Origin of the sequence: Paracoccus sp. SY (genome assembly GCF_002901215.1) — a bacterium.
Lineage (GTDB): Bacteria > Pseudomonadota > Alphaproteobacteria > Rhodobacterales > Rhodobacteraceae > Paracoccus > Paracoccus acridae.
On the sequence record NZ_NWMQ01000003.1, the window covers coordinates 191,682 to 213,666 of the forward strand.

Here is a 21,985-nt window from a genome sequence, read left to right on the forward strand (position 1 = left end):
CGTTCCCATATAGGGGCAACAAAGGACCAGCGGAGGACAAGCATGGCCTATGAAAAGACTGCCGACGCCCTGGCGCGGCTGACGCCCGAGCAGTATCGCGTCACCCAGCAGAACGGCACCGAACGTCCCTTCACGGGCGAATACGACCATCATTTCGAGCCCGGCATCTATGTGGACGTGGTATCGGGAGAGCCGCTGTTCGCATCCTCGGCCAAATACGATTCCGGCTGCGGCTGGCCCGCCTTTACCAAGCCCATCGACGACAACATCACCGAATTGCGCGACACGTCCCATGGCATGATCCGGGTCGAGGTCCGGTCGAAGCACGGCGACAGCCACCTGGGCCATGTCTTCCCCGACGGCCCGCGCGAGGCGGGCGGTTTGCGCTATTGCATCAATTCGGCATCCCTGCGCTTCGTCCCCAGGGACCGGATGGAGGCCGAGGGCTATGGCGCCTATCTGTCCCAAGTCGAGGAGGCCGCACGATGACCGAACGCGCCGTTCTGGCCGGGGGCTGCTTCTGGGGAATGCAGGATCTGATCCGCCGCCTGCCGGGCGTCATCACGACGCGCGTGGGCTATACCGGGGGTGACGTGCCGAACGCCACCTATCGCAACCACGGCACCCATGCCGAGGGGATCGAGGTGGTCTTCGACCCGACCATCATCACCTATCGCAAGCTGCTGGAGGTGTTCTTCCAGATCCACGATCCCACCACGCCGAACCGGCAGGACAACGACATCGGCCCCAGCTATCGCTCGGCGATCTATTACGCGGACGAGGATCAGAAGCGGGTGGCCCTGGAAACCATTGCCGATGTCAACGCGTCAGGCCTGTGGCCCGGCAAGGTCGTCACCGAGGTCGAGCCTGTGGGCGATTTCTGGGAGGCCGAGCCCGACCATCAGGATTACCTGGAACGGTTCCCCAACGGCTATACCTGCCATTTCCCGCGCCCGAACTGGGTGCTGCCCCGCAAAAGCGCCGCCGAATAAGGCGGCGCCTCAGGCCCGGCCCGCCGCCGCAGAGAGCAGCGACGGGTCGATGCCCTGGGCGCGCAGGGCCGCCTGCCACTTGTCGGAATGGGCGGTGCTGAAGATCAGATCCTCGGCCCCGTCGCCCGTCAGCCAGCCGTTCTGCAGCATTTCCTGTTCCAGCTGCCCCGGCCCCCAGCCGGCATAGCCAAGCGCCAGAACCGCGGATGCCGGCCCGTGCCCATGGGCCAGATCCTCGAGGATGTCGCGGGTCGTGGTCATGGCCAGCGTCCGGCCGATGCGCAGCCGCCCTTCCGGGTCGTCGCCATGTTCGGGGACATTGTGCAAGACGAAGCCCCGCCCCGGTTCGACCGGGCCGCCGAACCGCACCTCGATCCGCCTGGCCGAGGCATCGGTGGCGATCCCAAGCTGTTCCAGCAGGTCGCCGAAGTCGATTTCCGGCATGGGCCGGTTGAGGACCAGCCCCATCGCGCCTTCGTCGGTATGGGCACAGATCAGCACGACCGAACGTTCGAACCTCGGATCGGCCATGCCCGGCATGGCGATCAGGATCTTGCCGGTCAGGTTGGTCCGGTTCTGGATGCCGACGGGTCGGCTGCCGTGCATGTCGGGACTGCTCATCGGTTCTCCTTCCCGTTCAAGATCGGTTCTGGGCCGTTTCGTTGCAAGGCCTGCGCGCGATTGTGACTTCATCCCCGTGCCGCCAACCGCTATCGCTGGGCCATGATCCGATCCCTGTCCTTCGCCTGCCTGTTCCTGTCGGCCACGGCCCTGGCGGCCGAAAGCCCGTCGCCCGGCCTGACGGATGCCCGTATCCTGCCAGGCTGGACCCTGTCTGACGGAAGCCGCATGGGGGCCATCGAGTTCCGGCTGCAACCCGGCTGGAAGACCTATTGGCGAAATCCGGGCGACAGCGGCCTGCCGCCCAGCTTCGACTGGTCGGGATCGGCCAACCTTGCCGATCTGACCCTGCATTGGCCCGCCCCCGAAGCGATCCCTTCGGGCGACGGCGTGGCGCTTGGCTATCACGACCGGCTGGTGCTGCCCTTTACCGCACGGCCCGCCGACCCGGACCAACCTGTCGATCTGTCGGTCAGCGTCGATTTCGGATTGTGCAAGGACATCTGCGTTCCGGCCCATGTCACCTTGACGGCCAGCCCGCCCGCCGATGCGGCCGATCCCGCCATCCTGTCCGCGATGGAAACCGTTCCCGGTTCTGCCACGGAACAGCCCGCCTGCACGATCGCCGCCATCGAAGACGGAATGCGCGTGACCGCCACCCTCCCTCGCCCCCTAACGCTGGCGGCGGTGGAACTGGCCGACAGCGATGTCTGGACCTCGGGGACGCAGATGCGGGTCACCCCGGACATGACCACCCTCGTGACCGATTTCGTGCCGCCCGAGGCCGCGCCCTTCGATCTGCCCCGGGACCGGCTGGTCTTCACGGTGATCGACGATGCCGGCGCGGTCGAGATGCGGGGATGCGCGGGCTAGGACAGCCCGTCAAGCCGCGCCGACAGGGACAAGAGATCCGCCCAGGCTTCGCGCTTGGCCGGGGGGTTGCGCAGCAGATAGGCGGGATGCGTCATCGGCAGCGCGGGACGGCCGAAGGCCTGGTCCCAGGTTCCGCGAAGCCGCAGGATGCCGCGCCGTCCCAGACCCGCCTCGCAGGCGATGTTGCCCATCAGCACGATCAGGTCGGGCGCGGCCAGTTCGATGTGGCGGCGCAGGAAAGGCATGCTGACGGCGATCTCGTCCGGCTGGGGGTCGCGGTTGCCGGGCGGGCGCCAGGTCAGGACATTGGTGATATACAGCGCCTTTTCCGCATCCACCGCCCGACGCGACAGGCCGATGGCGTCGAACATCCGGTCCAGCAACTGTCCCGCCCGGCCCACAAAGGGGCGGCCCTGGCGGTCCTCCTCGTCGCCCGGCGCCTCGCCCAGGATCAGGACGCGGGCGGCGGGGCTGCCGTCGGCAAAGCAGAAATTGCGCGCGCCCTTCTTCAGCTCGATCCCGTCAAAGGCTTCCTGGGCGGCGGCAAGGGCGTCCAGCGTCCCGGCCTGCGCCGCCAAGGCCTCGGCCTGGGCCACCCGGGCGGGCAGGTCGTCATCCTCCGAGGTCAGCGACAGCACCGGCGCCACGGGCGCGGCCAGCGGGATCCTGGGTGCCGCCACAGGGGCCGGCAGGTCGAAGCGGTCCAGCGGGGCATCCAGCAGGGGTTCGTCCGCGCCCATCTCGGCCTGCCATTCCAGCAGGGCAAGCGCCGTTTCCGCGTCCAGTTCGATCCCGTGCCAGGTCGGATGGTCCACTAGTCCACCACCAGCATATAGCCCGTGCCGCGCACGGTTTGCAGAAAGCGCGGCTCGCGGGGGTCGGGTTCGATCTTGCGGCGCAGGCGGGTGATCTGCACGTCGATGGCGCGTTCGCTGTTCTCGGCCTCGTCCGCGCCGCCCCGGCCCAGATCCTCGATCAGGTCGGCCCGGCTGACGGGTTCGCCCCGGCTGGCGGCCAGGCGGCGCAGCAGCGCCTGTTCCGTGCCGGTCAGGCGCAGGTGATTCTCTCCCTGCCACAACTCGCCCTTGTCGATGTCGTATCGCAACGCGCCCAGCGTCAGGAACTTGGGCTGGTGCATCTCGGGCGCGGGGATGCGGCGCAGGATCGCGCCGATGCGCAGCAACAGTTCGCGCGGCTCGAAGGGCTTGGGCAGGTAATCGTCCGCGCCCACCTCCAGCCCGGTGATGCGGTCGGCGGTCTCTCCGCGCGCGGTCAGAAGCAGGATCGGCGTCGTCAGCCGTTCGCGCAAGGACTTGGTCAGGGCAAAGCCGTCCTCGCCCGGCATCATCACGTCCATGACGATCAGGTCGAATTCCAGCCCCGCCAGAAGGCGGCGGGCCTGGGCCGCGTCGCGGGCCAGCGTCACCAGGAAACCGTTCTTGCGCAGGAACCGGCCCAGCAGCGCGCGGATGCGTTCGTCATCGTCGACGATCAGCAGATGGGCATCGTTCTGGCTCATGGCGGGCCTTTATTCGGGCAGATCCTTCATCGACTGATACTGCGCCCGCGTATCGGGGTCCATCATCGCTTCCAGCACCTGACGGAACCCCGCCACCGCCTGCGGTCCGGCCGCCCGATAGGCCTGGCGCATCCGCGCCCGCTGCGCCTCGGACAGGCGGCGCTCCAGCGCCGCGCCTTCGGCGGTCAGGTGCAGGAGACGTTCGCGCCGGTCCCGCCGGCCGACGCGGCTTTCGACCAGGCCATCCTCGATCAGGGTGCGCAGCACGCGGTTCAGCGACTGCTTCGTCACCCCCAGCACGGCCAGCAGGGACGTGACGGTCAGGCCGGGATCGCGGTGGATGAAATGCAGCGCGCGGTGATGCGCCCGGCCATAGTCCATCCCCGCCAGGATCAGGTCTGGATCGGCGGTGAAGGCGCGATAGGCGAAGAACATCGCCTCGATCCCGCGCCGGATCTGCTCGTCCGTCAGGAACAGCAGATCCTCGCCCCCAAGGGTATGCACGCGCATCGTCTCGGCCATGGTTTCCCCTTTCCTGATCGCCGCCTTGATAGGGCAGTCTTGTTGACTTTCCAAGATTCGATTGCTAGGCGTCAAGCACTTCGCGCAACAAATGTTTGGATCCGGGCCAGTTGTCGCAAGAAACGCAAAGCCCGGCGGGATTGGAGAGAAAGATGACGGCGGCCTATGACGATCGCGACGGCAAGATCTGGATGGATGGCGAACTGGTCGACTGGCGCCAAGCGAATGTGCATATCCTGACCCATGCGCTGCATTATGCAAGCTCGGTCTTCGAGGGCGAGCGGTGCTATGACGGCAAGATCTTCAAGGGCCACGAACATTCGCTGCGCCTGATCGAATCGGCGCGCCTGCTGGACATGGAATCCCCCTATACGGCGGACGAGATCGACGCCGCGAAGGAGGCCGTGCTGAAGGCCAACGGGCTGACCAACGCCTATGTCCGCGCGGTGATGTGGCGCGGCTCCGGCCCGGACATGGGCGTGTCCGCCGCGCGCAACCCGATCCGCATGGCCATCGCGGTTTGGGAATGGGGCAGCTATTACGGCGATGCCAAATGGCAGGGCGCGAAACTGGACGTGGCGAAATGGAAGCGCCCGTCGCCCGAAACCATTCCCACCGCCGCCAAGGCCGCTGGCCTCTACATGATCTGCACCATGTCCAAGCACGCGGCCGAGGCCAAGGGCTGCTCGGACGCGCTGTTCATGGACTGGGAGGGCTATGTGGCCGAGGCGACCGGCGCCAACATCTTCTTCATCCGCGACGGAGAGGTCCACACCCCCCAGGCCGACCGCTTCCTGAACGGCATCACGCGCCAGACGATCATCCAGATGCTGCGCGACAACGGCACGACGGTCCACGAGCGCCGCATCCGCCCCGAGGAACTGGAGGATTTCCAGGAATGCTTCCTGACCGGCACCGCCGCCGAGGTCACGCCCGTCGGACAGATCGGCGACTGGCACTTCCAGGTCGGCCAGACCACGCGGAAGGTGGCCGAGGACTATGAACGGCTTGTGAGGGCCTGACCGCGGCAAGGCCACCCCAAGGGGTGGCCTTTTTCCATTTTGACCGCGGATGCGTGTCTGTCCGCGTCTCGCGGCTATCGGACGTCAAACTGTTGTTTTCAAAACGGGTATCCTTCGAGAAAAATCGGTTTTTATAAACCGCGATTTCTTGCGGCATTCATGGGATCCAGTTTCATATTCAAAATATGATTATTATATTCCACGCAAACAAATGATTATTTAAAATCTCATATATTGTTTGCGGTTTTGTTGCGTATATAATTGAAAAATGTGGCGCAACATAATAATCTAATGCCGCGCCGATATTCTTGTGGCCTGGCGGGAATCGCCTTTCCGATGACAACAAGGCTCCGGTCTTCGATCGCGGGAATTTCGGCGGGTTGGTCAATGGGAGAAGGGCCAAAGACGATGACAGGGATTCGGAAACGCCCGATCATGTGCTTCCGGTCCGGCAACTGAACCAAAGCGAAATCGGATTATTGCCCTGTGCCAGGCCTGTTCCTTGAGGCGGCACATCCGAATGCCCCTACGCTGATTGCGTGACTTCAAACCGGCGCGGGCGTTCCTGGCCGTGACCTGCGGTCGGATGCCTTGCGACAGCGGGTTCGCCTGACCCCTGATGACCAGACTTACTGCAAGACCTTCCAATGCCAGCATCCTCACGACGCCGTCTCACCGGCGCTGGCATTCCTGTGCCGTTCCCATGCCGCGCCGCTTGAAACGGGTGTCGCGAGGGACGGCACCTTACCCTGAACAATCGAGTGCGCGACCCGCCTCGGCCAATGGAGTTCGTCATGTCAAGATTGCTTGTTTGTATCGCTACCGCGTCCCTGCTTTCCGTCACGACCCAGGCGGGTCTGGCGCAGGATGCCCATGAAAGGCCCGAACCTGATCCGGGACCCTCGCAGGTTTCCCAGGTCGAGGTGGAAGCCGGCAAACTGTACAGCCCCTATGACCTTGCCACCAGTGGCCTGTCGGCAAAGGACCTGGTTCCGGTCTCGAATTTCGTCTCGTCTGGAAGGATCGACCCGCCAAGCAGGAACGACAACTGACAGGCGGCTGTCTGGACAAAAGGCCGCCCCATCGGACGGCCTTGCTGTCTGCTCAGCTCATCTGCCCGCGTTCGATCCGGGCATATTCCACGAACTTGCGGTTCGCCTCGGCCCTGGCCACCGGGCGCGACCGCAAGGCCATGATTGCCGGATGCATGCCCGATTCCCGTTCATGACGGGTGAATTCGCGCAAGCGGGTGGCGCCGCGTGGTTCGGACGTGTCACTGACAGGCTTGTTCATCATGGGCCCTCCTGACTGGTGGAAGGGCCTGTATAGGACCGAATCGGCCCAAGTCCAAAGCCTTTAAGCCGCCTTGACGCCTTGGGCGGCCAGAACCGCATGCAAGGCCACCGGGTCGTCGTTCGCCCGCAATTTCGCGCGCAGATCGGTGTCGCGCAGCGTGCGGGACACAAGCGCAAGCGCCTTGAGGTGATCGACGCCGCTGGTCTCGGGCGCCAGCAGGCCAAAGATCAGATCGACAGGCTGGCGATCGACCGCGTCGAAATCCAGCGGCTTGTCCAGCCGCACGAACAGCCCCACCACCCGGTCCAGACCGTGCAGGCGCGCATGCGGCAAGGCCACGCCCTGCCCCACGCCGGTCGGCCCCAGGCTTTCCCGTTCCTGCAGCGCATCCAGAACCTCGGTCGCGTTCAGGCCGTATTCGGCATGGGCCAGATCGGCCAGTTCCTGAAACAGGCGCTTTTTCGACGTAACCTGGCCCAGGGACCGCACGGCGCCCGGTCTGAGGATTTCGGTCAACTGCATGGCTTCGCGTCTTTCCCAAGGCTCAAGCGCCCCTGCGAAGGCAGAGGCGCATCGATTCAGTCAGGGATGCCGCGCGGCGGCCTTATCCATTGCCGCGCGGGTCGATCCAGCCCACATTGCCATCTTCGCGGCGGTGGACCACATTGACGCCCCCGTGTTTTTCGTTCCGGAACACCAGAAGCGGCGTCCCCGACAACTCCATCTGCATCACCGCGTCACCCACCGACAGGGTCGGGACGCGGGTTTCCATTTCCGCGATGATGATCGGTTGCAGGCCGCTGTCCTGCGCTTCCCACTCATCCTCGTCAGCGGCCAGCACATACATGCCTGCCTGGCCGAATTCAACCGGCTCGGACCTGTCCTTGTGGTGATCCTTCAGACGGCGCTTGTAGCGGCGAAGCTGCTTGTCCATCCTTTCGCGGCAAGCCTCGAATGCGGCATAGATCTCGGTGGCGGCACCCCGCGCCGTCACGTTCAGGCCGGTGGACAGATGCACGACGGCGTCGCAGGTGAACTGGTGGGCATCCTTGGAAAAGGTGACGGTCGCGTCCGTGGGGCGCTGCGAATACTTGTCAATCGTCTCGCCCACCTGGGACTTCACATGCGTCGAAAGCGCATCGCCGATGTCGATCTGTTTTCCGCTGATGGTATAGCGCATCGTCTTTCCTCTCGGTTGCCCGTCTTCAAATGCGCCGGCCCGTCTGCCGGCACATGGCGGAAACGGGGGTGGCGGGATACGGTTCCTGCGCGTCCCGCATATGTCAATCTGGTGACAGGCCAGGGCGTCTGTCAACGGGGCGCCTGCAAAGGTCACGCAAATTCCCGCGCGCAGCCCTCAGGCCATGCGGAACCCCTCGCCCAGATAGACCTCGCGGACGCGGGGGTCGGCCACGATCTCATCGGTCGTGCCCGACATCAGCACATGCCCGTCATGCAGGATATAGGCCCGATCCACGATGCCCAGCGTTTCGCGCACATTGTGGTCGGTGATCAGAACGCCGATGCCGCGCGACTTGAGGTCATGGACCAATCCGCGAATCTCGCCCACGGCGATCGGATCGACGCCCGCGAAAGGCTCGTCCAGCAGCAGGAAGCTGGGATGCGAGGCCAGGCAGCGCGCGATCTCGGCCCGGCGGCGCTCGCCCCCGGACAGGGCAAGGGCGGGCGCGGCGCGCAGATGCTCGATGGAAAAATCGCCCAGCAGTTCTTCCAGCCGGTCGCGGCGGTGGCGGGGATCCTCGTGGACAACCTCAAGGACGGCCATGATGTTCTGCTCGACCGTCAGGCCGCGAAAGATCGACATTTCCTGCGGCAGATAGCCGATGCCCAGGCGCGCGCGGCGGAACATCGGCAGGCGGGTCGCGTCACGGCCGTCGATCAGCACCTGTCCCGCATCGGGCGGCACAAGGCCCGCGATGCAGTAAAAGCAGGTGGTCTTGCCCGATCCGTTCGGACCCAGCAGGGCCACCACCTCTCCGCGCGCCAGATCGACCGAGACATCGCGGATCACCGGACGGTTGCGATAGGACTTGCGCAACCCCCGGACCTTCAGCCCGTCCCCGCTTCGTGCCGCCGATCCCCGCATCAGTTGCCGCCCGGCTGCAGGACCGACCGCACCCGGCCCTGGACCTGCGCCGTGCCCGATTCCAGGTTCACCTGCATGGTATCGCCCGTCAGCACATTCTGCCCCTGCGTCAGCACCACGTCGCCCGTCAGCGTGACATTGCCCGATTCCACGTCATAGGTCGCCGCCTCGGCCTCGGCCGCGTCCTGGCCCGACACCAGGGTCACGTTGCCGCTGGCCTCCAGCGACCGGATGCGGCTTTGCCCGCCCTCGGCATAGATGACCGTCACGCTGTCGGCGGACAGGCGCATCTCGCCCTGGCCGATCACGACATTGCCGGTAAAGACCGCGCTGCCGTCGGCCTGGTTGACCGACAGGTTGTCCGCCGCGACCTCGACGGGGGCGGAAATATCGGCGCGCATCCCCCCGAAGGTGACGTTCTGCGCCAAAGCCGGCGAAGCGGCAAGGATCAGGGCTGTCAGCAGGGGGCGCAGCATCGGCTTGTCCTTCGATGGATCAGGGCTGGTATATCAGACGGACATCGCCCGAGAAATTCAAGATCGAAGCGTTCTGGTCCCCATCCGGCACAAGCTCCATCCGTTGCGCCGAGATCGCTCCGAAGGGCGCCTCGGCCTCGACCCCCTCCTCGGCCGCGATGCGGGACCGGTCGGTCGCGGCCTCGGCGCTTTGGGCCTCCAGCGTCCAGCCCGAGGATGTGGTCATCCGCACCCCCCCGTCCAGCCGGATGGTCCCGTCCGCGACCCCGGCACGCGGCGCGGTCAGGTCGGCGCGCAGTCCGTCGGGGCGCTGCCAGTCCAGGCGCAGGTCCTGGGCTTGCGCTTCCCCCTCGCCCGGAGAGGCTTGGGTCGCGCGCAGGGTCAGTTGGGCACCGTCGCCCGTCACGCCCGCATATTCCGGCGCCACAAGCCGGTGATCGCGGGCCATCGCCTCGGCATCCACGTCGGCATAGGGGATGCGCGATTCGCTGCCGCCATTGCGCGAGAACAGGAACAGCGTGGACAGCATGACCAGCGCCAGCAAGGGCAGCAGCACGCGCAGCCAGCGGACGACACGCGTACGGTTCATGGGCTCACACGATCCCGGCGCGAAGGCAGTCGTGGATATGCAGGATGCCCTGCGGCACATCCTCGGACACCACGAACAGGCAGGTGATCTTGCGGTCCTGCATCTGCGCCAGGGCCGCCTCGGCTAGGGCATCGGGGGCGATCACGCGCGGGTCGGGGGTCATCACCTCGGACGCGCGGTGATCCAGCAGGCCCTGCATGTGCCGGCGCAAGTCGCCATCCGTGATGATGCCGGTCAGATGCCCGGCCCCGTCGGTCACGCCCGTCACGCCAAAGCCCTTCTGGCTGATGACCAGAAGCGCGTCCGACATCGGCGCATCCTCTGACACCAGGGGCATGTCGCGGTGCATCAGGTCGCCCACCTTGGCCAGCCGCGCCCCCAGCTTGCCGCCCGGATGGAAGGTGCGGAAATGCTCGGGCGTGAACTGGCGATGCTCCATCAGCGCGACCGCCAGGGCATCGCCAAGCGCCAGCGTCATGGTGGTCGAGGTCGTGGGCACGATGCCGCTGCCGCAGGCCTCGGGCGCCACGGGCAGCACCAGCGCCACATCCGCCTGCCGCAGCAAGGTCGATTCAGGCCGCGAGGCGACCCCGATCAGCGGGATCTTGAAGCGGCGGGTATGGGCGATCAGGTCGGCCAGTTCCGGCGTCTCGCCGCTGTTGGACAGCACCAGCGCCACATCGGCCTGGGTCACCATGCCCAGGTCGCCATGGCTCGCCTCGGCCGGGTGGACGAATTGCGCGGGCGTCCCGGTGGATGCCAGCGTGGCCGCGATCTTGCGCCCGACATGGCCCGACTTGCCCATGCCCGACACGATCACACGACCCCGTGCCCCCAGGATCAGATCGACCGCGCGGGCGAAGTCGCCGTTCAGCCCCAGGGCCAAAGCTTCAAGCCCGGTGATCTCGCAGCGGATCACCCGCCGCGCCGTCTCGATGTAATCCGCCACGCGTCTGCCTTGTCTTCTGTGCCGCAAATATCCTCGGGGGTCCGGGGGCAGACAGCCCCCGGCCTTGCCCATCTAGTGCCGGAAGATGTCGTTTTCATCCCCCCAGCCCAGCAGGTCCAGATGGGCCCGGGCGGGCAGGAAGTCGAAGCAGGCCTGCGCCAGGCCCATGCGGTTCTCTCGCCGAAGGCGCTCCTCCAGCGCTTCCTTCAGCTTGTGCAGGTGCAGCACGTCGGATGCGGCATATTCCAGTTGCGCATCCGTCAAATCCGGGGCGCCCCAGTCGCTGGTCTGCTGCTGCTTGCTGACATCGACATTCACCAGCTCGCTCAGCAGGTATTTCAGCCCATGCCGGTCGGTGAAGGTCCGCACCAGCTTCGAGGCGATCTTGGTGCACCAGACGGGCGCGGTCACCACGCCAAAGGCGTTTTCCAGGGCGGCGATGTCGAAGCGGCCGAAATGGAACAGCTTCAGCACCTTCGGATCGGTCAGCATCCGGCACAGGTTCGGCGCCTCGGTCTGACCGCGCTCGATCTGGACCAGATGGGCGTTCCCGTCCCCCGACGACAACTGCACCAGGCACAGCCGGTCGCGCCTCGGGTCGAGGCCCATGGTTTCGGTGTCGATGGCCACCACCGGGCCAAGCGTCAGGTCGTCGGGAAGGTCGTTGGGGTAAAGATGTATGCTCATCGCATCGTCCGTCCGGGCCAAGGCTGTGATGGCGCCCCTCTCACCAGAAAGCGGCGCCTCATTCCAGCCTTATTCGCCCGAACGGCCAAGATCGGCGCATATGGCAGGGGACAATGCCCCCCGCCCCGGATCATCTCAGGATGACTGCGCGGCCTGGACGGCCTGCATGCAGGCATCTTCGTCGCCTGCGGCCAGGGCGTCACGCGCGGCCTGGATATGGGCGTCACGGACGGACTGATCACCGGTGCCGGCCGAAGACCCGCCGGAAACCTGACCCGCCTGTTCGGCCGCGGTCGGCTGGCCTTCCTGCTGGGCCTGCGCATCGGCGCCCGACATGGCGACGCCCGCCTGCTGGCCCGAGGCATCCTCAAGCGGCGTGTGGGTTCCGTCCTTGGCGATCCCTTCGCCCCCGGCAGCGGCCGTATCCGTCGATGCCGACCCGCTGGCCGCCGTGTCCGTCGATGTCGCGCCGGTATCGGTCGATGTGCTGCCATCGGGTGCGGCGCTGTTCATGCCGGCCGCCTCGGCCGTGTCCGCTGCGCCTGCTGCCGCCGGGTCGCTGGACGCGGACTGGGTGGTTGCCGCGCCGGTGGCTGTGGCATCGCTGGTCGTCGTGTCGGTGGACATGGAACCCGTGGCTGCGGCACCGGTGGCACCCGCGTCGGATGCCCCTTCCAGCGGCGCCAGCGATCCGTCCTTGGAAATTCCTTCGGATGCGCTGCCGGACGCACCGCCCGCTTCGGTCAGGCGCGCAAGTTCGGCGGCGCAATCGGCCTGTGCGGAAACAGCGGTCATTGCCAGCAAGGCAGCTCCGACGATCCCTGTGGTCATGGGTTTCATCTGATTCTCCCGGATGTTGTCGCGCCTTCCCCTGCGGCGCACCGGGCCCAAACGCACCCCCTCCGGGCAATGTTCCCGCAGCAAGGACAGGCTTAACTTAAGTCAACGTGCCCAAGGCCCGCCAGGCCGCCATGAAATCCTGCGCCCGCCGGCCCGTGGTCGCCGCATCCTGGCCCGGCTTGTAAAGCGCCGATCCCAGCCCGAACCCGTCCGCCCCCGCCTGGACATAGTCCGCCATGGTGGCCGGGCCGATGCCGCCGACCGGCAGCAGACGGGACCCGCGCGGCAGGACCACCCGCATGGCCTTGACGGCTGCAGGGGGGATCATCTCGGCCGGAAACAGCTTCAGCGCGACGGCCCCCGCCTCAAGCGCCGCAAAGGCCTCGCTGACGGTGCCGACGCCGGGGCAATAGGCCAGCGCCCGCCGGCGCGCCTCGGCGGCGACGCGGGGGTCGAAGTTCGGGGCGATGATGATGCGCCCGCCGACATCGGCCACCCGGCCCACCTGATCGGGCGTCAGCACGGTGCCCGCGCCCACAAGCGCATCGGGAACGGCCGCTGCCATCCGGCCGATGCTGTCCAGGGGATCGGGCGAATTCAGCGGCACTTCCAGGATGGAAAATCCCGCACCCGTCAGGGCAAGGGCGGTGTCAGCGGCCTCCTCGGGGCGCAGGCCGCGCAGGATGGCGATCAGCGGGTTCGCGGCAAAGGCGGTGTCGAAGTCGGTCATGTCAGTCCCCCTTTCAGGGCAATGTCCCAAAGCCCCCGCCGCGCCATGCCCGGCGGCGCCACATCCGCCGAAATCCCCAGCACCGCAAAGGCCGTCTGATAGCGCGCGGCCAGATCCCCGCGCCCGATGATCGTGACGGGGCCGCTGGCGTCGCGAAGGCCATGCGCGACCTCGTCCCCGATCAGCAGGCCCGACAGGTAGTCGGCGATCTGGTCCGGCGGAAGCCGGTCCATCAGCGCCAGCGTGCGGGCGCTGAAGATGCGCCCCAGAAGCGCGCCGTCCTGCCGCCCGGCCTCGACACCCCGGCGGAAGGCTTCCCCGCTGCCCGGCCCCGGCTGGACCAGGCGCCCCAGGATGGTGTGATCGCGCAGGGCCCCGAAGACCTCTCCGGTCATCACGGTGCGGAAGGCCACCAGCCTGCCGCCCTCGGCCCAGGCCCATTTGCTGTGGGTGCCGGGCAGGACGAACAGGCCGTCCCCGCCCCCGCCCGCCAGATGGCCGATGATCTCGGTCTCCTCGCCGCGCATCACGTCGGGGGCGGGGCCGTCGGGGTCGCTGACCGCGCCGGTGACGAAATGGATGCCGTCATGCAGCGTCAGGCTGCGGGCCAAGCTCGCCGCGTCCAGCGGCAGCGGCAGATAGGGCGTTTCCACCCAGCCATTGCGGCTGGTGATCATGCCCGAGGCGATGACCGGCGTGCCATCCATCCAGGGGCCGATGCGGTCGCGCAGCGCCTGACCGAAGCCGCCCGGCAGGGCGCCTGCGGCCAGGATGCCGGGGCCGTCGCCGACCTCCTCCAGCACCTCGCCCCCCTGCCCCATGCGCCAGGCCCGGAACGAGGTCGTGCCCCAGTCGATGCCGATCAGCGCCGTCATCGGGAAAACCTGTAGGCGACGTGGTGGCGCCAGGTCTCGCTGGGGCGCAGGATCGCATCGGGAAAATCGGGCCGGTTCGGCGCGTCGGGCCAGCCCTGGGTTTCCAGCGCGACACCGGCAAAGCGGTCATAGCGGCGGCCCTCCAGCCCCGCCAGCCCGTCGAAATGCACGCCGTCATAGACCTGAAGACCCGGCTGGTCCGTCTCGATCTGCATCCTGATGCCGGATTGCCCGGTCAGTTCGGCCACCACGCGCGGGGCGACGGGGCCGTCGGACAGGCAGAAATTGTGGTCGTATTCGCCCGGCTCGATCTGGCGCGGCTGGCGGAAATCGAAGCGCGTGCCCTCGACCGGCGCTGTGCCCGGCAGGGGGATCAGGTCGTCATCGACCGGAAGATAGCGGTTGGCCGCAATGCGAAGCCGGTGACTTCGCACATCGCCCCCGCCATCCAGGTTGAAATAGCCGTGATGGGCCAGGTTGCAGGGCGTCGGCGCGTCGCTCTCGGCCGACAGGTCGAAGATCAGCGCGCCGTCGCGCAAACAGATCGTAGCGCGGACGGCCATGGCGCCTGGAAAGCCCATCTCTCCATCCGGCAGCAGCAGCGACAGGGTGGCGCTGTCGTCCCCCGCATCCTCGACGGTCCAGACATGCCAGTTCGTGCCGTGCTTTCCGCCATGAAGCGTGTGGCGGTCCTTGAAGTTCGGATCGGTGCGGTATTCCCGCCCGTCCAGCGTGAACCGCGCCCCGCCGATGCGGTTGGCAAAGCGCCCGACGATCGCGCCCATGTAGATCCCGTCGCCCAGGTAATCCGCCGGATCGGGGCAGCCGAGGACCAACGGGTGATCCACGCCGTCCATGCGCAGATCCTGCACCGTCGCGCCCAGCGTCAGCACCTGCGCCGTCAGCCCGCCGCCGCGCAGGGTCAGGCGGTCCACGGAACGCCCATCGGGCAGGGTCCAGTCGCTCACAGGATCACCTGCGGTTCGGGAAGGCCGGTCAGGCCGGTCCGCACCAGATAGGTCTTGCCCTGCGCCGGGTCGGGATCCTCGATCCCGTCGAAGGCGGTTGTCACCAGCAGGTCGGACAGGTCCGCGCCCCCGAAGGACGGACAGGACGACTGCCGCCCGGCCACGTCGAAACGATGGGTCTGCTGCCCCTGGGCGTCGAAGCGGACCACCGCCCCCTGCCCCCAGATCGCGCAGCAGAAGCCCCCTTCGGCATCCGTGACCGCGCCGTCGGGCGACCAGTCCTGCGCGGACAGGTCCAGGAACACCTGCGCCTCGCCCACGGGCCAGCCCTGGTCGTCAAGGCCCTGCCGCCAGACGATGCCGCGATCCGTATCCGAATAATGCACCGTCCCCCCGTCGGCCGAAAAGCAGATCGAGTTCGGGATGGTGACCGGTGCGACCAGCCTGCGGACCTCGCCCCGGTAATACCGATAGATCGCGCCAAGGCCCGGCTCGCCGTTTCGGCCCATCGTGCTGAACCAGAAGCCGCCCTGCGGGTCCGCGCGGCCGTCGTTCGACCGAGTGGCGGGATTGTCGGCCTCGACCGCCGCGACATCTGCCAGCGATCCGTCGGCCAGCGACAGGATCGCCAGCCCCATCTCGGTCGCGATCAGCAGCCGGTCACGGTGGATCCAGCCGGCGGCCGAGGCCATGCGGTCAAAGCGCCATTCCACGGGCTGGCCGTCGTCCTGCGACAAAAGCCGCTTGCCCTTGATGTCGAACCAGAAGAACTGCCGGCGCTCGGGGTGCCAGAAGGCCCCCTCGCCCAGCCGGCATTGGCGGTTGTCGTGGATCATCATGTTCCCCTTGTGGCGTCCTGGGCCAGCCGCATCTGCGACAGTTTCAGCAGGCCCTTTTGCAGCAGGATGAAGGCCAGCAGAAGGATCCCGATGACGATCTTGGTCCACCAGGACGACAGGCTGCCGTCGAAGACGATATAGGTCTGGATCAGGCCCATCGTCAGCACGCCCACGAAGGTCCCGAACATATAGCCCGCACCCCCCGTCAGCAGCGTGCCCCCGATGACCACGGCGGCAATGGCCGTCAGTTCCGTCCCCACCGTCGCCAGCGAATAGCCCGATCCGGTATAGACCGAGAAGACGATGCCCGACAGTCCCGCCATCGCCCCCGAAAAGGCATAGACCAGCACCGTGGTGCGCCCCTGCCGGACGCCCATCAGCCGCGCCGCGGCCTCGCCCCCGCCCAGGGCATAGACGGATGCGCCGAAGCGGGTCTTGTGGGCGACGATCATGCCCAGGACGAAGGTCAGGACCATCAGCACGCCGATCAGCGTCAGCCGCCCCTTGCCGGGCATCAGCCAATAGGCCCCCTGCAGCGCCTGATAAAAGGGATGCTGGATCGGCACGGAGTCGATGGACAGGATATAGGCCGCCCCGCGTGCCAGGAACATGCCCGCCAGCGTGACGATGAAAGCGGGCATGGCCAGCCGGTCGATCAGAAAGCCCATGCCCGCGCCGAAGGCGGTGGTCAGCCCCAGCAACAGGGCGAAGACGACCAGCGGATGCAGCCCGGTGTCGCGCAGCAGGACCGCGATGAAGACGCCGGAAAAGGCGATGACCGATCCGACCGACAGGTCGATGCCCCCCGACAGGATCACCAGCGTCATGCCGACCGCGACGATGCCCAGATAGGCGTTGTCGGTCAGCAGGTTTCCGACCACCCGCGTGGACAGGATGTTCGGGAATTGCAGCCAGAAGACCAGATAGGCCAGCAGGAAGATCCCGATGGTGACATAAAGCGGCAGCGCGCGGGTGTTCATGCCTGCCTCCGTTGCGTGGCTTCGCGGCTTGCGCGGTGGCTGTCGCGCCACAAGCGCCATTCGGCGCTGATGCGCGGCGATTGCAGGACCAGGATCACCAGCACCAGCCCGGCCTTGATGATGAGGTTGTATTCCGACGGAAAGCCGATCAGCCGGATGCCGATGCTGATGGTGGTGATGATCAGCGCCCCGATGATGGATGCCGCGATGGAAAAGCGCCCGCCCAGCAGCGAATTGCCCCCGATCACCACCGCCAGGATCGCGTCCAGTTCAAGCCACAGCCCGGCATTGTTGGCATCCGCGCCCCGAATGTCGGCCGTGACGATCAGCCCCGCCAGGGCCGCGCAAAGGCCGGACGCCACATAGACCGCGATCAGCAGGACGGTCGCGTTCACCCCGGCCAGGGTGCTGGCGCGGCGGTTGATGCCGATCGCCTCGACCAGCAGGCCAAGGGCGGTGCGACGCATCAGAAGCGCGGCGGCAATGGCGGTGACGATCCAGATCATCGTGGGCACAGGCAGGCCCAGCACCACCCCCGATCCAATCCAGCCAAAGCCCGGATCGGTAAAGGTCAGGATGCGCCCTTCTGTGATCAACTGGGCGACGCCGCGCCCCATGGTCATCAGGATCAGCGTGGCGACGAAGGGCTGGATGCCCACCACCGCCACAAGCGTGCCGTTCCACAGCCCGGCAAGCGCGCCGGCGCCCAGGGCCAGCAGCAGCGCGGCGGGCAGCCCCCAGCCCGAGGCCACGGCGGATGCCGCGACCGCGCCGCAGATCGCCATGATCGTGCCGACCGACAGGTCGATCCCGCGCGTGGCGATCACCAGCGTCATGCCGACCGCCAGCAGGGCCACGGGCGCCGCGCGCTTCAGCACGTCGATGACCGGCCCAACTAGCCGCCCGTCGGTCAGCGAGACATCCAGGAAGGCCGGATAGAATGCCGTCACCACCGCCACCAGGGCGGCCAGGGCGATCAGTTGCGGGGCAAGCCGTTTCAGCAGGTCCATCACGCGGCCTCCGTGGCGGCAATGGCCTGCATGATGCGGCCGGGGGCGATCTCGTCGCCCGTCAGTTCGGCGACATGGCGGCGGTCGCGCAGCACGATCACGCGGTCGGAGACGGCGATCAGCTCGTCGATCTCGCTGCTGATGACCAGAAGCGACATGCCCTGGTCCACCAGCTGATGGATCAGGCGGACGATTTCCGCATGTGCGCCCACGTCGATGCCGCGGGTCGGTTCGTCCAGGATCAGGAAGCGCGGGTTCATCGCCAGCCAGCGGGCCAGGACGACCTTTTGCTGGTTGCCCCCCGACAGTTCGCCGATGCGCTTTTCCCGGCCCGAGGTGCGGATGTCCAGCCGCTTGATATAGTCGTCGGCCAGCCGGTTCTGTTCGGCGCGCGGGATGGGCCGCGCCCAGCCGCGCCGGGCCTGGAGGCCCAGGATGATGTTCTCTCGGATGGACAGGTCGGCCACGATGCCGTCGGTCTTTCGTTCCTCGGGGACGAAGCCGAAGCCTGCGGCGATGGCGCTGCGCGGGCTGCGCAGGTCCAGCGGTCCCTGCTGGTCGGTCGCGGTGCCGGAATGGGCGTTGCGCAACCCGAACAGCAGTTCTGCGGATTCGGTGCGGCCCGATCCCAGAAGACCGGCAAGGCCCACGACCTCGCCCTGTCCCACGGCCAGGTCGAAGGGCTCGATGGTGCCGCGCCGCCCTAGGCCGCTGAAGTCCAGCATCGGCGGGCGGGGACCGCGCGCGACGGCCTGATCGCCGGTGGCATCCTCAAGTTCACGGCCCAGCATGTGCTCGATCAGGCGCACGCGGTCCAGGCTGGCGGTGTCGGTGGTCACGATCTTGCGGCCGTTACGCAGGACCGTCACCCGGTCGGTCAGGTCGAAGACCTGGTCCAGGAAATGCGACACGAAGACGATGCCAAGCCCGCGTTCGCGCAAGGACCGCACCACATCGAAGACCATCCGCACCTCGGCCGCGTCAAGGCTGGCGGTGGGTTCGTCCAGGATCAGCACCTTGCCCGACAGGGCGACGGCGCGGGCGATGGCGACGATCTGCTGGATCGCCACGGAATAGGTGCCCAGGTCGCGGTCCACGTCCAGATCCAGCCCGTATTCCGCCAGCATCGCGCGGGCCTGCCTGCGCATCGCACGGCCGTCGATCAGGCCCCAGCGGCGCGGCTCGCGGCCGAACAGCAGGTTCTGCGCCACGGTCAAGTTCGCCAGCAGGTTCACTTCCTGATAAACGGTGCCGATGCCCAGTTCCTGCGCATGGGCCGTGGACTGCGGGTCGATGGTCGCGCCGTCCAGCGTCACCGTGCCGCCGTCGCGGCGATAAGCACCGGTCAGGCACTTGATCAGCGTGGACTTGCCCGCGCCGTTTTCGCCCAGAAGCGCATGAACCTCGCCCGCGCGCAGGTCGAAATCGACGGCGTCAAGCGCAAGCGTGCCCGGAAAGGTCTTGGTCAGGGACCGGATGGTCAGCAGCATGTCGCCCCCTTCGGCATGGTTGCCGGGCCGCATGGGGGCGGCCCGGCAGACAGGCGATCAGTAGCCCAAGCCCTTGCGGCGTTCGTATTCGCCCGCCGGATCGTCCGCCTGGGTGAACAGCTTCGATTCCGTCTGGATGAACTTCGGCGGCATGGTGCCGTCGGCCCAGTATGCCGCAAGGGCGTCGAAGGCGGGGCCCGCCATGTTGGGCGTCAGTTCGACCGTGGCATTGGCCTCTCCGTCGGCCATGGCCTTGAAGATGTCCGGGACCGCGTCGATGGACACGACCAGGATGTCTTCGCCCGGCTTCAAGCCGGCTTCCTTGATGGCCTGGATCGCGCCCACCGCCATGTCGTCGTTATGGGCGTAAAGCGCGCAGATGTCCTTGCCGCCGTTTTCGGCCTGAAGGAAGCTTTCCATGACCTCTTTGCCCAGGGCGCGGGTGAAGTCGCCCGTCTGGCTGCGCACGATGGTGAGGTTCGGGTGATCCTTGATCGCGTTCTCGAAGCCGGTCTTGCGGTCGATGGCGGGGCTTGATCCGGTGGTACCCTGCAATTCGACGATGCGGCATTCGCGGTCGCCGACCTCGTTGGCCAGCCATTCGCCCGCGACCTCGCCTTCATGGACCAGGTTCGATCCCACGGCGGTCAGATAGAGATCCTCGGAACTGTCCACCTGCCGGTCCAGCAGGACGACGGGGATCTCGGCCTCCTTGGCTTCCTGCAGGACGGAATCCCAGCCGGTCGCCACGACCGGGGCCAGCAGGATCGCGTCCACCCCTTGCGCGACAAAGGACCGGATCGCGGCGATCTGGTTTTCCTGCTTCTGCTGCGCATCCGAGAATTGCAGCTGGATGCCGCGTTCCTCGGCCTGCTGCCGGGTCAGCGTGGTTTCCGCCGCCCGCCAGCCGGATTCGGAACCGATCTGCGAGAAACCGACGGTCTCTCCTTCGGCAAAGGCGCCGCCGGCCGTGACGGCCAGAAACGCCGCCGTGCCCAACAGGGTCTTGATGGTCATGGTTTTTTCCTCCCTTTCATGATCTCGCCGGTCTTTTCGCCGGCGGATTGATGCAGGGCCTAAAGGCCCCGCAAATCCTCGGGCAACAGCGCCTCGGGGATGTTCTGATAGCTGACCGGGCGCAGGAAGCGTCGGATCGCCATGCTTCCCACGCTGGTCGCGCCGAAGTTCGTCGTGGCGGGATAAGGCCCGCCATGGACCATCGCGTCCGCGACCTCGACCCCGGTGGGCCAGCCGTTCGCCAGGATGCGGCCCGCCTTGCGTTCCAGGATCGGCATCAGCCGCGCCGCAAGGTCGATGTCGCCATCATCCAGATGCAGGGTCGCGGTCAGTTGGCCTTCCATCGCCTCGGCCACGTCCAGCATCTGGTCTCCGTCAGAGACGGTGACGATCACGCCCATGGGACCGAACACCTCCTCGGCAAGGGTGTGATCGCGCAGGAATTCCTCGGCCGTGGTCTTGTAGATGGCGGGCAGGGCGTTGCGGCCATGGCTTTCGCCCTCGAAGACCGGCGTGGCCACCCCAGCCGCACGGTTGATGCCCGCGCGGTAAGCCTCGGCGATGCCGTCGGACAGCATGACCTGGGGGCCGATCTTGGCCAGCGCATCGCCCGCAGCCTTGGCAAAGGCTTCGGCCAGAACGCCCTTGGGCATCACGATCAGGCCGGGATTGGTGCAGAACTGGCCCGCGCCCATGGTCAGGCTGCCCGCCCAGCCTTCCGCCAGCTTGGCACCCCGCGCGGCAAGCGCCTGGGGCAGGATGAAGCCGGGGTTGATGCTGCCAAGCTCGCCGAAGAAGGGGATCGGCTCGGGCCGCGCGGCGCACAGGTCGAAGAGCGCCCGGCCCCCGCGCAGGCTGCCGGTGAAGCCCACGGCCTTGATCAGCGGGTGCTGGACCAGGGCCGCGCCGACATGATGCGTGTTGCCATGGATGAAGTTGAAGACGCCGGCAGGCATTCCGGTGGACTGGACGGCGGCATGGACCGCCTCGGCCACGATCTCGCCCGTGGCGGGATGGGCGGGATGGCCCTTGACGACGACCGGGCATCCCGCCGCCAGCGCGGATGCGGTGTCACCGCCTGCTGTCGAAAAGGCCAAGGGAAAGTTCGAGGCCCCGAAGACCCCCACCGGGCCGATCGGACGCTGGATCAGCCGCAGGTCGGGCCGCGGCAGGGGCTGGCGGTCGGGCAGCGCGGGATCGTGGCGGCGGTCCAGGTAATCGCCCTTGCGGATATGGTCCGCGAACAGGCGCAACTGGCCCGTGGTGCGGCCCCGCTCGCCCTGCAGCCGCGCCTCGGGCAGGCCGGTTTCCGCCGTGCCCATGGCGGTGATCGCCTCGGCGCGTGCCTCGATCTCGTCGGCGATGGCGTCCAGGAAGCGGGCGCGCTCCTCTCGGCTGGTCGCGGCATAGGCGGCAAAGGCTGCCTCGGCTGCCTCGCAGGCGCGGTTCACCAGATCGGCGGTGCCGGCGCTGAAATCGTGGCCGTCGCCATGGGCGGGGGACGATCGGAACGTGCCTTCGCCCGTCAGCCATTCGCCTGCGACCAGATGTTTGCCATGGGGGGTGAAGGTCATTGCATTATC

27 protein-coding genes are annotated in these 21,985 nt (G+C 67.1%); 5 read left to right on the forward strand and 22 right to left on the reverse strand.

What is annotated here, in order from left to right; translation table 11 throughout:
* The first annotated feature begins 42 nt into the window (after positions 1-42).
* Entirely contained in the window at positions 43-489 is a 447-nt protein-coding gene (msrB, locus tag CK944_RS04750) for a peptide-methionine (R)-S-oxide reductase MsrB (RefSeq protein ID WP_103171886.1), read from the forward strand.
* Positions 486-992: a peptide-methionine (S)-S-oxide reductase MsrA gene (msrA, locus tag CK944_RS04755; RefSeq protein WP_103171887.1), complete on the forward strand. Its 507-nt coding sequence runs from the start codon at positions 486-488 to the stop codon at positions 990-992. Before msrB ends, msrA begins: the two co-directional genes overlap by 4 nt.
* Before the next feature lie 9 nt (positions 993-1,001).
* On the opposite strand, the gene CK944_RS04760 is transcribed toward msrA, so the two are convergent.
* On the reverse strand, positions 1,002-1,613 hold the full coding sequence (locus CK944_RS04760; protein ID WP_229664983.1) for a YqgE/AlgH family protein: 612 nt from the start codon (positions 1,611-1,613) through the stop codon (positions 1,002-1,004).
* A gap of 102 nt (positions 1,614-1,715) precedes the next feature.
* On the opposite strand from CK944_RS04760, the gene CK944_RS04765 reads away from it, so the two are divergent.
* Positions 1,716-2,486: a protein-disulfide reductase DsbD domain-containing protein gene (locus tag CK944_RS04765; protein WP_103171888.1), complete on the forward strand. Its 771-nt coding sequence runs from the start codon at positions 1,716-1,718 to the stop codon at positions 2,484-2,486.
* On the opposite strand, the gene CK944_RS04770 is transcribed toward CK944_RS04765, so the two are convergent.
* Genes CK944_RS04770 through CK944_RS04780 form a run of 3 tightly spaced genes read right to left on the reverse strand, consistent with a single transcriptional unit; the run spans position 2,483 to position 4,527 of the window.
* The gene (locus CK944_RS04770; RefSeq protein ID WP_239985960.1) at positions 2,483-3,301 is read right to left on the reverse strand and encodes a uracil-DNA glycosylase family protein; all 819 of its coding nucleotides are present in this window, start codon (positions 3,299-3,301) and stop codon (positions 2,483-2,485) included. The genes CK944_RS04765 and CK944_RS04770 overlap by 4 nt on opposite strands.
* Positions 3,301-4,005 carry a response regulator gene (locus tag CK944_RS04775; RefSeq protein ID WP_103171889.1) on the reverse strand — a complete coding sequence of 235 codons (705 nt, stop codon included), beginning with the start codon at positions 4,003-4,005 and terminating at the stop codon, positions 3,301-3,303. The genes CK944_RS04770 and CK944_RS04775 overlap by 1 nt, the downstream gene beginning before the upstream one ends.
* A gap of 9 nt (positions 4,006-4,014) precedes the next feature.
* Complete coding sequence (locus CK944_RS04780; protein WP_103171890.1) at positions 4,015-4,527, reverse strand: MarR family winged helix-turn-helix transcriptional regulator; 513 nt, start codon at positions 4,525-4,527, stop codon at positions 4,015-4,017.
* 152 nt (positions 4,528-4,679) lie between these two features.
* On the opposite strand from CK944_RS04780, the gene CK944_RS04785 reads away from it, so the two are divergent.
* Both CK944_RS04785 and CK944_RS04790 read left to right on the forward strand, forming a co-directional pair.
* Complete coding sequence (locus CK944_RS04785) at positions 4,680-5,549, forward strand: branched-chain amino acid aminotransferase (protein ID WP_103171891.1); 870 nt, start codon at positions 4,680-4,682, stop codon at positions 5,547-5,549.
* A gap of 794 nt (positions 5,550-6,343) precedes the next feature.
* Positions 6,344-6,601 carry a hypothetical protein gene (locus CK944_RS04790; protein ID WP_103171892.1) on the forward strand — a complete coding sequence of 86 codons (258 nt, stop codon included), beginning with the start codon at positions 6,344-6,346 and terminating at the stop codon, positions 6,599-6,601.
* Positions 6,602-6,653: 52 nt separating this feature from the next.
* Here CK944_RS04790 and CK944_RS04795 read toward each other — a convergent pair whose 3' ends face one another.
* From CK944_RS04795 to CK944_RS04880, 18 genes are all read right to left on the reverse strand, one after another.
* Positions 6,654-6,845, reverse strand: coding sequence for a hypothetical protein (locus CK944_RS04795; protein ID WP_229664982.1), 192 nt, complete (start codon positions 6,843-6,845; stop codon positions 6,654-6,656).
* Between the two features lie 60 nt (positions 6,846-6,905).
* Positions 6,906-7,367 (reverse strand): PTS sugar transporter subunit IIA, encoded by a 462-nt coding sequence (locus CK944_RS04800; protein ID WP_103171893.1) that lies wholly within the window; start codon positions 7,365-7,367, stop codon positions 6,906-6,908.
* 82 nt (positions 7,368-7,449) lie between these two features.
* A complete protein-coding gene (gene hpf / locus CK944_RS04805; protein WP_103171894.1) occupies positions 7,450-8,025 on the reverse strand; it encodes a ribosome hibernation-promoting factor, HPF/YfiA family in 576 nt (191 codons plus the stop codon).
* Positions 8,026-8,202: 177 nt separating this feature from the next.
* Positions 8,203-8,952, reverse strand: coding sequence for an LPS export ABC transporter ATP-binding protein (gene lptB / locus CK944_RS04810; protein ID WP_103171895.1), 750 nt, complete (start codon positions 8,950-8,952; stop codon positions 8,203-8,205).
* Positions 8,952-9,428, reverse strand: a complete 477-nt coding sequence (gene lptA / locus CK944_RS04815; protein WP_103171896.1) for a lipopolysaccharide transport periplasmic protein LptA — start codon at positions 9,426-9,428, stop codon at positions 8,952-8,954. Before lptA ends, lptB begins: the two co-directional genes overlap by 1 nt.
* 19 nt (positions 9,429-9,447) lie before the next feature.
* Positions 9,448-10,017, reverse strand: a complete 570-nt coding sequence (locus CK944_RS04820; RefSeq protein ID WP_103171897.1) for a hypothetical protein — start codon at positions 10,015-10,017, stop codon at positions 9,448-9,450.
* 4 nt (positions 10,018-10,021) lie between these two features.
* The gene (locus CK944_RS04825; protein ID WP_239985961.1) at positions 10,022-10,966 is read right to left on the reverse strand and encodes a KpsF/GutQ family sugar-phosphate isomerase; all 945 of its coding nucleotides are present in this window, start codon (positions 10,964-10,966) and stop codon (positions 10,022-10,024) included.
* 72 nt (positions 10,967-11,038) lie between these two features.
* The gene (locus CK944_RS04830) at positions 11,039-11,653 is read right to left on the reverse strand and encodes a ribonuclease D (protein ID WP_103171899.1); all 615 of its coding nucleotides are present in this window, start codon (positions 11,651-11,653) and stop codon (positions 11,039-11,041) included.
* A gap of 135 nt (positions 11,654-11,788) precedes the next feature.
* Positions 11,789-12,484 (reverse strand): hypothetical protein, encoded by a 696-nt coding sequence (locus CK944_RS23600; protein WP_192877727.1) that lies wholly within the window; start codon positions 12,482-12,484, stop codon positions 11,789-11,791.
* A gap of 106 nt (positions 12,485-12,590) precedes the next feature.
* On the reverse strand, positions 12,591-13,223 hold the full coding sequence (locus tag CK944_RS04840) for a 2-dehydro-3-deoxy-6-phosphogalactonate aldolase (protein ID WP_103171900.1): 633 nt from the start codon (positions 13,221-13,223) through the stop codon (positions 12,591-12,593).
* On the reverse strand, positions 13,220-14,098 hold the full coding sequence (locus CK944_RS04845) for a 2-dehydro-3-deoxygalactonokinase (RefSeq protein ID WP_103171901.1): 879 nt from the start codon (positions 14,096-14,098) through the stop codon (positions 13,220-13,222). Before CK944_RS04845 ends, CK944_RS04840 begins: the two co-directional genes overlap by 4 nt.
* Complete coding sequence (locus CK944_RS04850) at positions 14,095-15,066, reverse strand: aldose epimerase family protein (protein ID WP_103171902.1); 972 nt, start codon at positions 15,064-15,066, stop codon at positions 14,095-14,097. Before CK944_RS04850 ends, CK944_RS04845 begins: the two co-directional genes overlap by 4 nt.
* Positions 15,063-15,905: an SMP-30/gluconolactonase/LRE family protein gene (locus tag CK944_RS04855; protein ID WP_103171903.1), complete on the reverse strand. Its 843-nt coding sequence runs from the start codon at positions 15,903-15,905 to the stop codon at positions 15,063-15,065. Before CK944_RS04855 ends, CK944_RS04850 begins: the two co-directional genes overlap by 4 nt.
* Positions 15,902-16,885: a galactofuranose ABC transporter, permease protein YjfF gene (gene yjfF / locus CK944_RS04860; RefSeq protein ID WP_103171904.1), complete on the reverse strand. Its 984-nt coding sequence runs from the start codon at positions 16,883-16,885 to the stop codon at positions 15,902-15,904. Before yjfF ends, CK944_RS04855 begins: the two co-directional genes overlap by 4 nt.
* A complete protein-coding gene (locus CK944_RS04865) occupies positions 16,882-17,895 on the reverse strand; it encodes an ABC transporter permease (RefSeq protein ID WP_103171905.1) in 1,014 nt (337 codons plus the stop codon). The genes yjfF and CK944_RS04865 overlap by 4 nt, the downstream gene beginning before the upstream one ends.
* A complete protein-coding gene (locus tag CK944_RS04870; RefSeq protein ID WP_239985962.1) occupies positions 17,895-19,418 on the reverse strand; it encodes a sugar ABC transporter ATP-binding protein in 1,524 nt (507 codons plus the stop codon). Before CK944_RS04870 ends, CK944_RS04865 begins: the two co-directional genes overlap by 1 nt.
* 24 nt (positions 19,419-19,442) lie before the next feature.
* Positions 19,443-20,402: a galactofuranose ABC transporter, galactofuranose-binding protein YtfQ gene (gene ytfQ, locus CK944_RS04875; protein WP_103171906.1), complete on the reverse strand. Its 960-nt coding sequence runs from the start codon at positions 20,400-20,402 to the stop codon at positions 19,443-19,445.
* 59 nt (positions 20,403-20,461) lie between these two features.
* On the reverse strand, positions 20,462-21,976 hold the full coding sequence (locus CK944_RS04880; RefSeq protein ID WP_103171907.1) for an aldehyde dehydrogenase (NADP(+)): 1,515 nt from the start codon (positions 21,974-21,976) through the stop codon (positions 20,462-20,464).
* Positions 21,977-21,985 lie beyond the last annotated feature (9 nt).

What these genes read in the sequence shown, in the direction of transcription:
- msrB (WP_103171886.1), top strand. Translation starts at nt 43, where the DNA reads ATGGCCTATGAAAAGACTGCCGACGCCCTGGCGCGGCTGACGCCCGAG.
- msrA (WP_103171887.1), top strand. Translation starts at nt 486, where the DNA reads ATGACCGAACGCGCCGTTCTGGCCGGGGGCTGCTTCTGGGGAATGCAG.
- CK944_RS04760 (WP_229664983.1), bottom strand. Translation starts at nt 1,613, where the DNA reads ATGAGCAGTCCCGACATGCACGGCAGCCGACCCGTCGGCATCCAGAAC.
- CK944_RS04765 (WP_103171888.1), top strand. Translation starts at nt 1,716, where the DNA reads ATGATCCGATCCCTGTCCTTCGCCTGCCTGTTCCTGTCGGCCACGGCC.
- CK944_RS04775 (WP_103171889.1), bottom strand. Translation starts at nt 4,005, where the DNA reads ATGAGCCAGAACGATGCCCATCTGCTGATCGTCGACGATGACGAACGC.
- CK944_RS04780 (WP_103171890.1), bottom strand. Translation starts at nt 4,527, where the DNA reads ATGGCCGAGACGATGCGCGTGCATACCCTTGGGGGCGAGGATCTGCTG.
- CK944_RS04785 (WP_103171891.1), top strand. Translation starts at nt 4,680, where the DNA reads ATGACGGCGGCCTATGACGATCGCGACGGCAAGATCTGGATGGATGGC.
- CK944_RS04790 (WP_103171892.1), top strand. Translation starts at nt 6,344, where the DNA reads ATGTCAAGATTGCTTGTTTGTATCGCTACCGCGTCCCTGCTTTCCGTC.
- CK944_RS04795 (WP_229664982.1), bottom strand. Translation starts at nt 6,845, where the DNA reads ATGATGAACAAGCCTGTCAGTGACACGTCCGAACCACGCGGCGCCACC.
- CK944_RS04800 (WP_103171893.1), bottom strand. Translation starts at nt 7,367, where the DNA reads ATGCAGTTGACCGAAATCCTCAGACCGGGCGCCGTGCGGTCCCTGGGC.
- hpf (WP_103171894.1), bottom strand. Translation starts at nt 8,025, where the DNA reads ATGCGCTATACCATCAGCGGAAAACAGATCGACATCGGCGATGCGCTT.
- lptB (WP_103171895.1), bottom strand. Translation starts at nt 8,952, where the DNA reads ATGCGGGGATCGGCGGCACGAAGCGGGGACGGGCTGAAGGTCCGGGGG.
- lptA (WP_103171896.1), bottom strand. Translation starts at nt 9,428, where the DNA reads ATGCTGCGCCCCCTGCTGACAGCCCTGATCCTTGCCGCTTCGCCGGCT.
- CK944_RS04820 (WP_103171897.1), bottom strand. Translation starts at nt 10,017, where the DNA reads ATGAACCGTACGCGTGTCGTCCGCTGGCTGCGCGTGCTGCTGCCCTTG.
- CK944_RS04830 (WP_103171899.1), bottom strand. Translation starts at nt 11,653, where the DNA reads ATGAGCATACATCTTTACCCCAACGACCTTCCCGACGACCTGACGCTT.
- CK944_RS23600 (WP_192877727.1), bottom strand. Translation starts at nt 12,484, where the DNA reads ATGACCACAGGGATCGTCGGAGCTGCCTTGCTGGCAATGACCGCTGTT.
- CK944_RS04840 (WP_103171900.1), bottom strand. Translation starts at nt 13,223, where the DNA reads ATGACCGACTTCGACACCGCCTTTGCCGCGAACCCGCTGATCGCCATC.
- CK944_RS04845 (WP_103171901.1), bottom strand. Translation starts at nt 14,098, where the DNA reads ATGACGGCGCTGATCGGCATCGACTGGGGCACGACCTCGTTCCGGGCC.
- CK944_RS04855 (WP_103171903.1), bottom strand. Translation starts at nt 15,905, where the DNA reads ATGATGATCCACGACAACCGCCAATGCCGGCTGGGCGAGGGGGCCTTC.
- yjfF (WP_103171904.1), bottom strand. Translation starts at nt 16,885, where the DNA reads ATGAACACCCGCGCGCTGCCGCTTTATGTCACCATCGGGATCTTCCTG.
- CK944_RS04865 (WP_103171905.1), bottom strand. Translation starts at nt 17,895, where the DNA reads ATGGACCTGCTGAAACGGCTTGCCCCGCAACTGATCGCCCTGGCCGCC.
- CK944_RS04870 (WP_239985962.1), bottom strand. Translation starts at nt 19,418, where the DNA reads ATGCGGCCCGGCAACCATGCCGAAGGGGGCGACATGCTGCTGACCATC.
- ytfQ (WP_103171906.1), bottom strand. Translation starts at nt 20,402, where the DNA reads ATGACCATCAAGACCCTGTTGGGCACGGCGGCGTTTCTGGCCGTCACG.
- CK944_RS04880 (WP_103171907.1), bottom strand. Translation starts at nt 21,976, where the DNA reads ATGACCTTCACCCCCCATGGCAAACATCTGGTCGCAGGCGAATGGCTG.